We start from the raw sequence: 13,618 nt of genomic DNA, 5'->3' as shown, positions 1-13,618 counted from the left end.
TCTCAAAAACTCGTAAAACTGAGTCTTGAGTACAGCATTCCGATCCCTCTGACTCAATATCAGAGGGATCTGAAATACACGTAGGACGTTAGACCGGGTCTTTCTTGATCCTGAACCACGCCGCATACAGCGCCGGCAGAAATAGCAATGTCAGCGCCGTTGCCACAATCAACCCGCCCATGATCGCCACCGCCATCGGACCGAAAAACACACTGCGCGACAGCGGAATCATCGCCAGCACCGCCGCGAGCGCAGTCAACACAATCGGCCGAAAGCGCCGCACCGTGGCTTCAATAATCGCCTGCCACGGCTTGAGCCCGGCGGCGATGTCCTGCTCGATCTGGTCCACCAAAATCACCGAGTTACGCATGATCATCCCGGACAGCGCGATCGTCCCGAGCATGGCGACGAAACCGAACGGCTGACGGAACACCATCAAGAACAAGGTCACACCGATCAAACCCAAAGGCGCCGTCAGAAACACCATGACCGTGCGTGAGAAACTGCGCAGTTGCAGCATCAGCAACGTCAGCACCACCACGATGAAAAGCGGCACACCGGCCTTCACCGAATTCTGCCCGCGAGCCGAATCTTCCACCGTGCCACCGACCTCAAGCAAATACCCGTCCGGCAGTTCGGCGCGAATCGGATCGAGGGTCGGCATGATCTGCTTCACCAGCGTCGCCGGTTGCTCCTTGCCATAGATGTCGGCGCGGACCGTCACGTTCGGCAAGCGGTTGCGGTGCCAGATGATGCCTTCTTCGAAGCCGTATTCCAGGGTCGCAATTTGCGACAACGCTACGCTGCGACCGTTGTCAGTCGGCACCGCCAGGCTTGGCAGCAATGACAGTTCGGTGCGTTCGTGCAACGTGCCGCGCAACAGAATCTCGATCAACTCGTTGTCTTCACGGTACTGGCTGACGCTGGAACCGGTCAGAGAGCTTTGCAGGAACTTCGACAGGTTCGCGGTGCTCACGCCAAGCGCCCGGGCGCGGTCCTGATCAACGTTCAGATAAACGACTTTGCTCGGTTCTTCCCAATCCAGATGGACGTTGACCACATGCGGATTCTCGCGAACCTTGGCCGCGACTTTACGGGCCAGCGCGCGGACTTCCTCGATGTGCTCACCGGTGACCCGGAACTGCATCGGATAGCCAACCGGTGGCCCGTTCTCCAGACGTGTCACCCGCGCGCGCAGGGCCGGGAATTGTTCCTTGAGGGCTTCGATCAGCCAGGTGCGCAGGATTTCGCGCTCCTCGATGGTTTTGGCCAGGACTACAAACTGCGCGAAGCTTGCTGCAGGAAGTTGTTGATCCAGCGGCAGGTAAAAACGTGGCGAACCGGTGCCAACGTAAGCGACATAGTTGTCGATACCGGCGTGATCCTTCAGCAGTGCTTCGAGGCGTTTGACCTCATCGCGGGTGTTGCTCAACGAGGCGCCTTCCGCCAGTTTCAGATCGACCATCAACTCCAGACGACCTGATGCCGGGAAGAACTGTTGCGGCACAAAGCGAAACAGGATGACAGAACCGATAAACAACACGACCGTCAGGACAATGACCGTCTTGCGCCGCCGTACGCACCACTCCACCAGGCGTCTGACGCGCTGATAGAACGGCGTGCCGTAAGGGTCGGGCTGGCCGTCGCCGGTGCCATGTTTGGCTGCATGAATCTTCGCCAGATCCGGCAGGAGTTTTTCCCCCAGATAAGGCACAAACACAACGGCGGCCACCCACGAGGCCAACAACGCGATGGTCACCACCTGGAAGATCGAACGGGTGTATTCGCCGGTACCCGATTGCGCAGTGGCAATCGGCAGGAAGCCGGCGGCGGTGATCAGCGTGCCGGTGAGCATCGGGAATGCGGTGCTGGTCCAGGCGTAACTGGCCGCCTTGATCCGGTCGAAGCCCTGCTCCATTTTGATCGCCATCATTTCCACGGCGATGATCGCGTCGTCCACCAACAAACCCAGCGCCAGCACCAACGCCCCGAGGGAAATCTTGTGCAGGCCGATTCCCAGGTAATACATGCAGGCGAACGTCATCGCCAATACCAAGGGAATCGCCAGCGCGACCACCATGCCGGTGCGCACACCGAGGGAGAAGAAGCTCACCAGCAGGACGATTGCCAGCGCCTCCACCAGCACCTGAACAAATTCACCGACACTGCTTTTCACGGCGGCGGGCTGGTCGGAGACCTTGCGCAGCTGCATACCGGCAGGGAGATTTTTCTGGATCCGGTCGAACTCGATTTCCAACGCCTTGCCCAGCACCAGAATGTCGCCACCCTCCTTCATGGCCACGGCCAGACCGATGGCGTTTTCCGCCATGAAGCGCATGCTCGGCGCCGGCGGATCGTTGAAACCCCGACGCACATCCGCCACATCGGCGATGCGGAACGTACGATCACCGACGCGGATCGGAAAGTTCTTGATCTCTTCGACCGTCTGAAAATTCCCCGAGACGCGTAGCTGCAAGCGCTCACTGCTGGTTTCAAAGAACCCGGCGGTGGACACTGCGTTTTGCTCTTCAAGGGCCTGCTGAACCGCCGACAAAGGTAGACCCAGGGTGGCTAGTTTGACGTTGGAGAGTTCGATCCAGATCTTCTCGTCCTGTAACCCGAGCAGATCGACCTTGCCCACATCCTTGACCCGTTGCAGCTGAATCTGCACGCGGTCGGCGTAGTCCTTGAGCACCGCGTAATCAAAACCTTCGCCCGTCAGCGCATAGATGTTGCCAAACGTTGTGCCGAACTCATCATTGAAGAATGGCCCCTGGATGCCCGGTGGCAGGGTCTGACGAATGTCGCCGATCTTCTTGCGAACCTGATACCAGAGGTCCGGGATTTCCACCGAGTGCATGGAATCACGGGCGACGAACGTCACTTGTGATTCGCCCGGACGGGAGAACGAAACGATGCGTTCGTACTCGCCGGTTTCCATCAGCTTCTTTTCAATGCGCTCGGTGACCTGGCGCGATACCTCCTGCGCCGTGGCCCCAGGCCAGTTGGTCCGAATCACCATGGCCTTGAAGGTGAACGGCGGGTCTTCACTTTGGCCGAGTTTGGTGTAGGACAATGCGCCGACAACTGCCAGCAAGAGCATCAGGAACAGTACGATCTGGCGATTACGCAACGCCCATTCGGAAAGATTGAAACCCATCGGGGATTACTCCTTGTCCGCCAGATTGACCACGCGGTTGGAGCGATCCACCGGACGCACCTGTTGTCCTTCAAGCAGCACATGGACGCCAGCGGCCACCACCCAGTCGCTGGCATTCAGGCCTTCGAGCACCGGTACGGTTTTCTCGCCGAAGGCACCGACACGTACCGGAGTTTTCTTCAGGGTGTTGTTGGCGTTGACGACCCAGACGTAGGTCGCGCCGTTTTCCGCTGTCAGTGCGGAAAGCGGCACCGACAGCGGCACCACATCGGAGGTCTGAACGAACACCCGGGCACTCTGGCCGAGTTCAGCGGGGACCTTGCCGGCGGTGAAGGCGATGCGGGCAGCAAAGGTGCGCGATTTTGGATCGGCAGCGGGCGACAGCTCACGGATGCGCCCGGCGAAACGTTGGTCGGGTTGGGTCCAGAGTTCGACTGATACTGGCTGACCGACCTTGAAGCGGCCAAAGCTCTGCTCCGGCACGCTGATCAACACTTCACGTTCGCCATCGGTGGCGAGGGTAAATACGGTTTGCCCCGCCGCCACCACTTGCCCGACTTCAACCGCGCGTTTAGCCACAACCCCATCCTGAGGCGCACGCAGCACGGCGTAACTGGCCTGATTGGTCGAAACGTTGAATTCGGCTTTGATTTGCTTGAGGCGTGCTTCACCGGATCGGTAAAGGTTTTCGGAATTGTCGTACTGCGAACGGCTGACCATCTGACGGTCCATCAGGGTCTTGTAGCGATCACGTTCGGCGCGCACCAGGCTCAGGTTGGCCTCGGCTGCGGCGACTTGGGCGCGGGTGGCTTCCAGTTGCAGGCGCACGTCTTGAGGATCGAGTTCCGCCAGAGGTTGATCGGCCTTGACCCGCTGCCCCTCTTCGACCAGTCGTCGACTGACTTTACCGCCAATGCGAAACGCCAGGTCCGGCTCAAACCGTGCACGGACTTCACCGGGAAAACTTTCCATCGCCTGGGCCGAAGGCTCTGGCTGCACGACCATGGCCGGGCGAACGGTGACTTGAGGCGCCTCTTCGTGACCACACGCAGACAATAAAAACGCCAGACTGACTGGCAACGCGAGGGGCAAGGCATAGCGGAACATGGTGAAGGACCTTTCGCTAATGGTGCTTGGAATAATTATACTGAGCAGTATGTTATTAATAGCAAACTCACCAGTCCAGTAATAAAAGCGCATATGCCTAACAATCTTTCAGTACCCAACGGCCCGGGCCGTCCCAAGGATCTGGCCAAGCGCCAGGCGATCCTCGATGCGGCGAAAATTCTGTTTCTGAGCAAGGGTTATGCGAATACCAGCATGGACGCGGTCGCGGCCGAGGCCGGTGTGTCGAAGTTGACGGTCTACAGCCATTTCAACGACAAGGAGACGCTGTTCTCCGCCGCCGTGATGGCCAAGTGCGAAGAGCAATTGCCGACGCTGTTTTTCGAATTGCCGGACGGCACTGCCGTAGAAACGGTGCTGTTGAACATCGCGCGCGGCTTTCATCAGCTGATCAACAGCGACGAATCGGTCAACCTGCATCGGCTGATGATGACGCTGGGCAGCCAGGATCCGAAACTCTCGCTGATCTTCTTCGAGGCAGGGCCTGAGCGCATGCTGCATGGCATGGAGCGGTTGCTGACCAAGGTTGATCAGAGCGGCGCGTTGAGCATCGACAAACCACGCAATGCGGCCGAGCACTTCTTCTGCCTGCTCAAGGGTGCGGGGAATTTCAGGTTGCTTTATGGCTGTGGCGAGCCGCTGACCGGGGATGCGGCCGAGAGCCATGTTCAGGAAGTGGTGGCGTTGTTTATGCGGGCGTATCGGCCAGAGACAGCCTGATAGGTTTCGGTTGTCTGATCTGGCCCCTTCGCGAGCAAGCCCGCTCCCACAGGGGTTCTACGGCGTTGCATAGATCCAGTGTGGGAGCGGGCTTGCTCGCGAAGGGAGCGACTCGGTATCAGGGCTTGAGCGCTTTCTTCGGATAAATGTCATACCGGCTGGATTTGCCGTCCAGCGCATGACTCGGCTTCGGCCCTTCGATGCATGGCGCCTTGCGCGGGCGTTTGACCACCACTCGATGGCTGGCCAACGCCAACGCGGCTTCGAGCAGTGCAGGCGCATCGGGGTCATCGCCTACCAGCGGCCGGAACAGGCGCATTTCCTTCTTCACCAGGGCCGTTTTCTCACGATGCGGAAACATCGGGTCGAGGTAGATCACCTGCGGCGGCTCGCCTTCCCAATTGCGCATCACCTCGATCGAGTTGCCCTTGAGCAAGCGCATCCGCGCCACGATCGGCGCCACCTCAAAGTCTTCCGCGCCGCGTGCCAGGCCATCTTCAAGTAACGCACCAATCAACGGCTGACGCTCGATCAGGCTCATCTCGCAGCCCAGGCTCGCCAGCACGAACGCATCTTTGCCCAGCCCCGCCGTGGCATCCAGCACGCGCGGACGTACGCCCTGGGCAACCCCGACAGCCTTGGCGATCATCTGACCGCTACCGCCGCCGTACAAGCGGCGATGGGCCGCACCGCCCTCGACAAAGTCCACCCGCACCGGTCCCGGCGCGTCCGGGCCCAGTTGCTGCAGCTGCAAACCCTGGTCGCCGACCTGCAAGGCGAACTCACCGTCATCCACCTGCATCGGCAAACCCAGGCGCTCGGCCCATTGTTCGGCCTGTGGCTGAAAAGTCGCGGCCAAGGCCTCGACATGGATGCGGCAGGCCGCAGGTTGCTCAATCATGAGAAAACACGCTCAAAAAATTAATGATCGGCAAAAACGGCCGATAACAAAACTATCGAGCATTTTGCCAGAGCTGAGCGTCGACCGAGAGAAATGTCAGACATTCAACGCACATCGATAGGCTACATCTCGCCCCACGGCGATTTTGGTCTACGAAACTCCCAAGCACTGAGCGGCGTCAGTCACCTGTGGCAGGATTTCTTTGCCCAGGCCCTGGCCGATCAGTCGGGCGATGTCGTACCGGCTTCTCTCAACTTTCCACCGGTCGATCTCGACAGCCCGGTCGAACCCACCGTTGGCAGCGAACTGCTGGCGCACATCATTTCCCAGCGCGAATGCGATGTGAAAGAAACCGAGGTCCGCCCGCCCGAGCCATTGTTCCTGCCGATTGCCGAGTTCGAAATGGACCTGGCCGACAAACCTTTCCCACCGTTCCCGGCACAAGAAATCGTCGCTCAACAGAAGCAACAGGACTTCGAAAGCCGCTGGGTCCGCCCGATCGTGCTCACTGCCGGTCAACCGCTGCCAGAGCCTGGCGCGGCACCGCAACCGCGTCCACTGCACCTGCCGATCGCGGAGTTCGAACTCGATCTGCTGGACAAGCCATTCCCGCCGTTCTCGCCCGAAGAGCGGGTGGAGCAACAGAAACAACTCGATTTCGATAACGGCTGGGCTCGCCCGATCGTCCTGCAAAACTTGCGCATCGCCGCCTGACTTTCAATAACAAGCCCTCAGCGACACAGCCACCACCGAAACCGCATCGTCAGCCTTTGAACAATTGATTGGCCTGGGCGTACGGCATGGATCGCGATGTGAAGCCGAACGTGCCCGACGTCTTGATCTCTTCGGCAGCGCGGAAAAACTCGCCATACGCTGCCAAGGCCAGCGCCGAACCGACGCTGATGCGTTTGACGCCCATTTCGCTCAACTGCTCGACCGTCAATTTCAGTCCGCCAGACATCAACACATTCACCGGTTTCGGTGCCACGGCACGGACCACCGCCAACACATCTTCAGCACTACGCAGACCCGGCGCGTACAACACGTCGGCACCTGCCTCGGCAAACGCCTGCAAACGGCGAATGGTATCGGCGAGATCAGGATTGCCGTGCAGAAAGTTCTCCGCGCGAGCGGTCAACATAAAGGGAAACGGCAAGCTGCGAGCCGCTGCCACGGCAGCCTCAATGCGCGCGACAGCATGCTCGAAGCAGTAGATCGGCGCTCCTTCACGGCCCGTGGCATCTTCGATCGAGCCGCCGACAGCGCCGGCCTCTGCCGCACGCAAAATACTCTGTGCGCATTCCGCTGGATCGTCAGCGAAGCCGTTTTCCAGATCGACGGCGACGGGCAGTTCAGTTGCCGCAACAATCGCCCGAACGTTTGCCAGGGTGTCGTCCAGCGTCAGCGCGCCATCGGGGCGGGCGTTGGAAAAGGCGTAACCGGCACTGGTGGTCGCCAGCGCTTCGAAACCAAGGCTGGCGAGCATTTTCGCCGAGCCGGCGTCCCAAGGGTTGGGAATGACAAAAGCCCCCGCGCGTTCGTGCAGTGCTTTGAACGCTTGGGCTCGAAGGGTTTGCGCATCCATTGGCAGGCTCCTGAAAAGGGCAGGGAATCCGCTTCAGAGCAGGCCAAGTTGCTCGGCAGCGGGCTCTCTGTATAGCTCAGGCAGCGGCGGCAGGCCAGGCAAACGCAGCATCAGTTTTGCGTGGAAACGTTGCGCCAGTTTGGCGGCCAGCAGGTTGTCGGCGGTGTGCAGGAAGATATAAGGCGTGCGGCCCTCTTCGATCCACACGGCGATTTTCTCGACCCACGGCACCAGGAACGGGTCGTTGACCTCAAGCTGCGGATGGCCGATGAAGCGCACCTGCGGACATTGCGTGAAGGCGGCCGGACGCGGCGGCACCCTCGGCTTTTTCGATTGGGCGTGAAGTACGGAAGGATCGGTCGATGTGCAGCTGAACAGCGCGCGGGGATCGAGGCAAATACGCTCGACACCGCGATCCAGTAGCAGACGATTGAGCATTCGCTCGGCATCGCCTTTGGCGAAGAACTCGTCATGCCGCACTTCAACCGCCAGAGGCCGGTCCACCGCATCAATAAAACCGGCCAGTTCAGGCAATCGTTGCGGCGTGAAGCTTTTGGACAGTTGCAGCCACAGCGGTGAAACCCGTTCACCCAGGGGGCTGAGCAATTGCAGGAAGGTTTCGGCAGCGGTCAACTGTTCGCGCAGGTCGCCGCTGTGGCTGATGTCACCGGGGAACTTGGCCGTGAAGCGAAAGTGATCGGGCATGGTCTCGGCCCAACGCTGCACGGTCGTCGCAGCCGGGCTCGCGTAGAAGGTCGTATTGCCTTCCACGGCGTTGAACACTTGGGAATAGAGACTCAGAAATTCGGCGGGTTTGGCGTCTGGCGGGTATAGATAATCGCGCCAGGCGTTTTCACTCCAGGATGGACAACCCAGGAAGTAAGGCAGCTGCATCAGATGTACAGGTCGAGGCCCAGTACATCCGAATCCCAATCGACAAAACCGGCGGTGCTCAGGTAGCTGGCCAGGGCCTTCGCGACACTGCTGCTCATGGCACGGTGATAAAGCATGTCTTGTTGACGGGCGGGGAGATTGCTCAAGCGTTGCGCAGAGGCTTTGGCGGCGCGGGCAGCCATTTGCTCTTCGGATGGAATTTCCAGCTCGCCGTCGATATCGACGTAGTCGTCATCCGCCACAGGGCCTTTGCGAGGCTTGCGTTTGATGGGGTAGGACTGAGAGGGAACGCCGTCTATACGCATGAGTACATGTCCGGGATCAATGATGGCAGTTTAGTGGCGCAGAACCCACTTCGCAAACCGCCGAGTGATAACTAGAACACAGAAAATGGAAAAGGTTTAAAAGCTGAGGGTATAAAACGACGATTGGCTACATTCGTTAGATCGCCTTCGCGAGCAGGCTCGCTCCCACAGGTTTTGCGCTAACCCATGTGGGAGCGAGCCTGCTCGCGATAGGACCGACTCGGTCTCGGAATTTAACGCGCTTTGGGAGTGGCGACTTTATCGCGCAAGTACACCGGCTGAGCTTCATCAGCCATGATCGCCTCGCCACGCGCCCAGGCAAAACGCGCCAGGGTCAGCAGGTCCTCAGCGTGAGGCAGCATGCCCGCATCCTGCCCGGTCAGGCTGACGGCGATACGCTCGGCATACCCCCAGCCAGTGCCGGCGCCAAACCACGCACCGCTGGCGTCAGCCGGCAACTTGGCCACTTCCGGCGGAAGCACTGCTTCTTTGCCGACCAGCCGCATCTCCCCCGCCGTTTCGCGGTAGCAACCCCAATACACCTCATCCATCCGCGCATCGATGGCGGCAGCCACCTGGCTCACGCCATGTTCCCGATAGGCCCGCTGCGCCAGCACGGCCAGGTTCGATACCGGCAACACCGGGCGATCCAGCGCAAACGCCAGCCCCTGCACCACGCCGATGGCGATCCGCACGCCGGTGAAGGCACCCGGACCACGTCCGAACGCGATGGCATCGACCGCTTGCAGGGTGGTGCCGGCATCCGCCAGCAGTTGCTGGATCATCGGCAGCAGCTTTTGTGCATGCAGGCGCGGGATCACCTCGTAATGGCTCGTGACTTTACCGTCATGCAGCAAGGCAACGGAGCAAGCTTCAGTCGCGGTGTCCAGGGCCAGCAAGGTGCTCATCGATGTTTCCGTAAGAGAGGTCAGAAAAAGTGCGTCAGTATAAACAACTACGGCCCGCAAGCGGGCCGTAGAAGATGAAGCGATTCAGACTTTTCAGCTCAGCGCTTCAAGCACCTTGCCGGTGATCGCTTCAACCGAGCCAACACCTTCGACGTGGCTGTACTTCGGTTTGCCTTGAGCGGCGGACAGCTCCTGGTAAAACTTCACCAGAGGCTCGGTCTGGGCGTGGTAGACCGACAGGCGATGACGCACGGTTTCTTCAGTGTCGTCTTTGCGCTGCACCAGCTCATCGCCGGTGATGTCGTCTTTACCGGCAATTTTTGGCGGGTTGTAGACGATGTGGTACACGCGGCCGCTGGCCTCGTGAACACGACGGCCAGCGATACGCTGAACGATGTCTTCGTCTTTAACGTCGATTTCCAACACATGGTCCAGCTCGACGCCGGCTTTCACCAGGGCTTCAGCCTGAGGAATGGTGCGCGGGAAACCGTCGAACAGGAAACCGTTGGCGCAATCGGCCTGGCTGATGCGTTCCTTGACCAGATTGATGATCAGGTCATCGGAAACCAGACCACCGCTGTCCATGACGCTCTTGGCGATCAGGCCCAGCTCGGTGCCGGCCTTGACCGCGGCACGCAGCATGTCGCCGGTGGAGATTTGCGGAATGCCGAATTTTTCGGTGATGAACTTAGCCTGAGTACCTTTACCGGCCCCGGGAGCTCCCAGCAGAATGACGCGCATCGATGTGCTCCTCAATTTTTTATATAGATAACGTCAGATTCGCCTCGTGGGGCCAATCTCAAAATAAGGGTCGTGACCGCCCAAACGGTCAAAGGCTGATCAAGATACACAGCAGATCCTACGCACACAAGCCGCCGAAAGTCGGAGAAACCCACGCCTGATGTGGCCTTTCGTCGGGGTAACCCTAGTCGCAACCCCATCACTAACTGTCGCCTGGCAGCACTTTTCAAGCCCTCGCCCACAGGCACCCGACGCTCGCGCCGAGTGCCTTGCCCCACGACGAAAACCTTAGCCGGTATTACGCAAACCGGCGGCAATCCCCGCCACAGACACCAGCAGCGCCTGTTCTACCGGGCTGCCCTGTGCCACTTCCTGTTGCCGCGAACGCGCCAACAACTCAGCCTGCAATAGATGAAGAGGGTCGAGGTAAGTGTTGCGCAAGCGGATGAATTCAAGCGTGGCTGGGCTATGTGCCAGTAGCTGCGACTGACCGGTCAACCCAAGGACCACCGAGCAGGCCTGCGACAATAGGTCGCGTAAATGCGCCCCCAAAGGGAGCAGATTCGGCTCGACCAAGCGCTCATCGTAGGACCGGGCGATATCGGCATCGGCCTTGGCCAACACCATTTCCAGCATATCGATGCGCGTGCGGAAGAACGGCCACTGCTCGCGCATCTGCCCCAGCAACTCGCCTTCGCCGCGCTCCAGCGCCTTGCTCAGCGCCGCTTCCCAGCCGAGCCACGCCGGCAACATCAGCCGCGTCTGGGTCCAGCCGAAGATCCACGGGATCGCCCGCAGGCTTTCAATCCCGCCGGCGCGGCGCTTGGCCGGGCGACTGCCCAGCGGCAAGCGTCCCAGTTCCTGCTCCGGCGTGGACTGGCGGAAATACTCAACGAACTGCGGATTTTCCCGCACCACGGCGCGATAAGCGCTGACACCGTCAGCGGCCAATTCGTCCATCAGATTGCGCCAGGCTGGCTCCGGTGGCGGCGGCGGCAGCAAGGTCGCTTCCAGCACCGCCGCCAGGTACAGATTGAGGTTTTGTTCGGCGATGTCCGGCAGGCCAAATTTGAAACGAATCATTTCCCCCTGCTCGGTGGTACGGAAACGCCCCGCCACCGAACCCGGCGGCTGCGACAGAATCGCTGCGTGCGCCGGACCGCCGCCGCGTCCCACGGTGCCACCGCGACCGTGGAACAACAGCAGTTCCACTTGCTGCTCGCGGCAGATGTCGACCAAGCGCTCCTGCGCCCGATACTGCGCCCAGGCCGCTGCCGTCGTGCCGGCGTCCTTGGCCGAGTCGGAGTAGCCGATCATCACTTCCTGCGGCCCTTGCAGGCGCGAGCGATAACCGGGCAGCAGCAACAGTTTTTCAATCACCGGGCCAGCGTTGTCGAGGTCGGCAAGGGTTTCGAACAGCGGCACCACGCGCATCGGCCGCAACACGCCAGACTCTTTGAGCAGCAGTTGCACGGCCAGCACGTCGGAAGCGGCGCCGGCCATGGAGATCACATAGGAACCGAGCGATGCGCCCGGTGCGGCAGCGATTTCCCGACAGGTTGCCAACACTTCGGCGGTGTCGGCCGATGGCTTGAAGTACGCCGGCAGTAACGGCCGACGGTTGTTCAGCTCGCGCATCAGGAAAGTGATGCGCTCGTCCTCGCTCCAGTCTTCGTAACGACCGAGGCCGAGGTAGTCAGTGACTTCAGTCATGGCCGCAGTATGCCGCGACGAGTCCTGACGCACATCGAGCCGCACCAGGAACAGCCCGAACGTCACCGCCCGGCGCAGGCAATCGAGCAGCGGCCCATCAGCGATAACACCCATGCCGCACTCATGCAGCGAGTGGTAGCACAGCTCCAGCGGATCGAGCAGCTCGCGATTGCTTTGCAATACATCGGCGGGTGCCGGCGTGGTCTTCGTCAAGGAGGCGTGAGCCCAGTTACGCGTCGCGCGCAGGCGCTCACGCAGCTGTTTAAGCACCGCACGGTAAGGTTCGGCGCTGTCCCCGGCCTTGGCCCTCAAGTCGTCGCTGGCCTGCTGCATCGACAACTCGGCCGCCAGGTGGTCGACATCGCGCAGGTACAAGTCTGCGGCCATCCACCGCGCCAGCAGCAAGACTTCACGGGTCACGGCAGCGGTCACGTTGGGGTTGCCATCGCGGTCACCGCCCATCCACGAGGCAAAGCGAATCGGTGCGGCCTCCAGCGGGAGATGCAGGCCAGTGGCGTCATGCAGGGCTTTATCAGCCTTGCGCAAATAGTTGGGGATCGCCTGCCACAGCGAATGCTCGATCACCGCGAAGCCCCACTTGGCTTCATCCACCGGCGTCGGGCGGGTGCGGCGGATTTCTTCGGTGTGCCAGGCTTCGGCGATCAGGCGCTGCAACTTCGTGTGGATCTGCTCGTGTTCGGCAGTGGTCAGGTCACGATGGTCCTGGGCGGCCAGTTGCGCAGCGATGGCGTCGTATTTCTGGATCAGCGTGCGGCGCGCTACCTCGGTCGGGTGGGCGGTGAGGACCAGTTCGATCTCCAGCCGTCCCAGTTGCCGGGCCAGGGATTCGGCGCCATGACCTTCAGCGCTCAGGCGGGCGAGCAGTTCCGGCAGTACCCGCGCTTCGAACGGCGCAGGCTGTGACTCTTCGCGACGGTGAATCAGCTGATATTGCTCGGCGATATTGGCCAGGTTGAGAAACTGGTTGAACGCCCGCGCCACCGGCAGCAACTCTTCTTCGCTCAATTGGTTGAGGCTGGCGCTCAGTTCAGCGTCCATTGAACCGCGACGGTCGGCCTTGGCGCCTTTGCGGATCTGCTCGATCTTGTCGAGAAAACCGTCCCCGTACTGTTCACGAATGGTGTTGCCCAGCAGCTCACCCAACAGGTGAACATCCTCGCGCAAGCGTGCATCAATATCGGTCATCAGCAGTTCTCCAGCGAAAATCCGGGTGACTTGGTGTCCATGCTCTTGGGTTAGAGAGTGCCGCTGTAAAGCAGTTCTTACAAGCGGACGACGATGGGAATGCTGTTCGCCCGAGAAAGTTTTGGGGTTGGGGGTGGTGGGTACATATCCGTTTCTGCGGTTATGGCTGATTACGGTTTCGCTCTTACAGCGACTCACTTTTCCAAACGCCGAAAAGTAAGCAAAAGGCTTTGCCCCTCCATTCGGTGCCTCGCCTAGGCTCGGCATGCCCTCACTCCGGCATTGCTCCGGGGGCCCGCCGCCATCGGCCATCCATGGCCGGGGGGGGGCCCGCCGCCATCGGCCATCCATGGCCGGGGG

11 protein-coding genes are annotated in these 13,618 nt (G+C 60.5%); 2 read left to right on the top strand and 9 right to left on the bottom strand.

Annotated features, from left to right (window positions below):
• Positions 1 to 88: 88 nt before the first annotated feature.
• Both ASC74_RS02985 and ASC74_RS02980 read right to left on the bottom strand, forming a co-directional pair.
• A complete protein-coding gene (locus tag ASC74_RS02985; RefSeq protein ID WP_056739127.1) occupies positions 89 to 3,160 on the bottom strand; it encodes an efflux RND transporter permease subunit in 3,072 nt (1,023 codons plus the stop codon).
• Between the two features lie 6 nt (positions 3,161 to 3,166).
• On the bottom strand, positions 3,167 to 4,267 hold the full coding sequence (locus tag ASC74_RS02980) for an efflux RND transporter periplasmic adaptor subunit (protein WP_056739125.1): 1,101 nt from the start codon (positions 4,265 to 4,267) through the stop codon (positions 3,167 to 3,169).
• Positions 4,268 to 4,360: 93 nt separating this feature from the next.
• Between ASC74_RS02980 and ASC74_RS02975 the strand changes: the two genes are divergently transcribed.
• Positions 4,361 to 5,005, top strand: a complete 645-nt coding sequence (locus tag ASC74_RS02975) for a TetR/AcrR family transcriptional regulator (RefSeq protein ID WP_046048153.1) — start codon at positions 4,361 to 4,363, stop codon at positions 5,003 to 5,005.
• A 118-nt stretch (positions 5,006 to 5,123) separates the two neighbouring features.
• On the opposite strand, the gene ASC74_RS02970 is transcribed toward ASC74_RS02975, so the two are convergent.
• The gene (locus ASC74_RS02970; protein ID WP_008146717.1) at positions 5,124 to 5,906 is read right to left on the bottom strand and encodes a class I SAM-dependent methyltransferase; all 783 of its coding nucleotides are present in this window, start codon (positions 5,904 to 5,906) and stop codon (positions 5,124 to 5,126) included.
• 93 nt (positions 5,907 to 5,999) lie between these two features.
• On the opposite strand from ASC74_RS02970, the gene ASC74_RS02965 reads away from it, so the two are divergent.
• Positions 6,000 to 6,620 carry a hypothetical protein gene (locus ASC74_RS02965; RefSeq protein WP_056739123.1) on the top strand — a complete coding sequence of 207 codons (621 nt, stop codon included), beginning with the start codon at positions 6,000 to 6,002 and terminating at the stop codon, positions 6,618 to 6,620.
• Between the two features lie 49 nt (positions 6,621 to 6,669).
• On the opposite strand, the gene ASC74_RS02960 is transcribed toward ASC74_RS02965, so the two are convergent.
• The 6 genes from ASC74_RS02960 to ppc form a co-directional block, all read right to left on the bottom strand.
• Positions 6,670 to 7,491: an isocitrate lyase/PEP mutase family protein gene (locus ASC74_RS02960; protein ID WP_056739121.1), complete on the bottom strand. Its 822-nt coding sequence runs from the start codon at positions 7,489 to 7,491 to the stop codon at positions 6,670 to 6,672.
• 33 nt (positions 7,492 to 7,524) lie between these two features.
• On the bottom strand, positions 7,525 to 8,385 hold the full coding sequence (locus tag ASC74_RS02955; RefSeq protein WP_056739119.1) for a DUF72 domain-containing protein: 861 nt from the start codon (positions 8,383 to 8,385) through the stop codon (positions 7,525 to 7,527).
• Positions 8,385 to 8,690 (bottom strand): hypothetical protein, encoded by a 306-nt coding sequence (locus ASC74_RS02950; RefSeq protein WP_008156859.1) that lies wholly within the window; start codon positions 8,688 to 8,690, stop codon positions 8,385 to 8,387. The genes ASC74_RS02955 and ASC74_RS02950 overlap by 1 nt, the downstream gene beginning before the upstream one ends.
• 233 nt (positions 8,691 to 8,923) lie before the next feature.
• The gene (gene tsaB / locus ASC74_RS02945; RefSeq protein ID WP_056739117.1) at positions 8,924 to 9,598 is read right to left on the bottom strand and encodes a tRNA (adenosine(37)-N6)-threonylcarbamoyltransferase complex dimerization subunit type 1 TsaB; all 675 of its coding nucleotides are present in this window, start codon (positions 9,596 to 9,598) and stop codon (positions 8,924 to 8,926) included.
• Positions 9,599 to 9,691: 93 nt separating this feature from the next.
• A complete protein-coding gene (gene adk, locus ASC74_RS02940) occupies positions 9,692 to 10,339 on the bottom strand; it encodes an adenylate kinase (RefSeq protein ID WP_027924949.1) in 648 nt (215 codons plus the stop codon).
• Positions 10,340 to 10,627: 288 nt separating this feature from the next.
• Entirely contained in the window at positions 10,628 to 13,258 is a 2,631-nt protein-coding gene (gene ppc / locus ASC74_RS02935) for a phosphoenolpyruvate carboxylase (RefSeq protein ID WP_056739115.1), read from the bottom strand.
• Between the last annotated feature and the right edge of the window lie 360 nt (positions 13,259 to 13,618).

The sequence above is a fragment of the Pseudomonas sp. Root329 genome (assembly GCF_001424925.1).
In the GTDB taxonomy this organism is placed as follows: domain Bacteria; phylum Pseudomonadota; class Gammaproteobacteria; order Pseudomonadales; family Pseudomonadaceae; genus Aquipseudomonas; species Aquipseudomonas arabinosi.
The sequence above is the reverse complement of the archived record's forward strand: the minus strand, read 5'-3'. Positions and strand labels throughout refer to the sequence as shown.

Excerpts from the sequence above, each read along its gene's own strand:
- ppc (WP_056739115.1), bottom strand. The coding sequence starts at position 13,258 with ATGACCGATATTGATGCACGCTTGCGCGAGGATGTTCACCTGTTGGGT.
- tsaB (WP_056739117.1), bottom strand. The coding sequence starts at position 9,598 with ATGAGCACCTTGCTGGCCCTGGACACCGCGACTGAAGCTTGCTCCGTT.
- ASC74_RS02980 (WP_056739125.1), bottom strand. The coding sequence starts at position 4,267 with ATGTTCCGCTATGCCTTGCCCCTCGCGTTGCCAGTCAGTCTGGCGTTT.
- adk (WP_027924949.1), bottom strand. The coding sequence starts at position 10,339 with ATGCGCGTCATTCTGCTGGGAGCTCCCGGGGCCGGTAAAGGTACTCAG.
- ASC74_RS02955 (WP_056739119.1), bottom strand. The coding sequence starts at position 8,385 with ATGCAGCTGCCTTACTTCCTGGGTTGTCCATCCTGGAGTGAAAACGCC.
- ASC74_RS02950 (WP_008156859.1), bottom strand. The coding sequence starts at position 8,690 with ATGCGTATAGACGGCGTTCCCTCTCAGTCCTACCCCATCAAACGCAAG.
- ASC74_RS02975 (WP_046048153.1), top strand. The coding sequence starts at position 4,361 with ATGCCTAACAATCTTTCAGTACCCAACGGCCCGGGCCGTCCCAAGGAT.
- ASC74_RS02960 (WP_056739121.1), bottom strand. The coding sequence starts at position 7,491 with ATGGATGCGCAAACCCTTCGAGCCCAAGCGTTCAAAGCACTGCACGAA.
- ASC74_RS02985 (WP_056739127.1), bottom strand. The coding sequence starts at position 3,160 with ATGGGTTTCAATCTTTCCGAATGGGCGTTGCGTAATCGCCAGATCGTA.
- ASC74_RS02970 (WP_008146717.1), bottom strand. The coding sequence starts at position 5,906 with ATGATTGAGCAACCTGCGGCCTGCCGCATCCATGTCGAGGCCTTGGCC.
- ASC74_RS02965 (WP_056739123.1), top strand. The coding sequence starts at position 6,000 with ATGTCAGACATTCAACGCACATCGATAGGCTACATCTCGCCCCACGGC.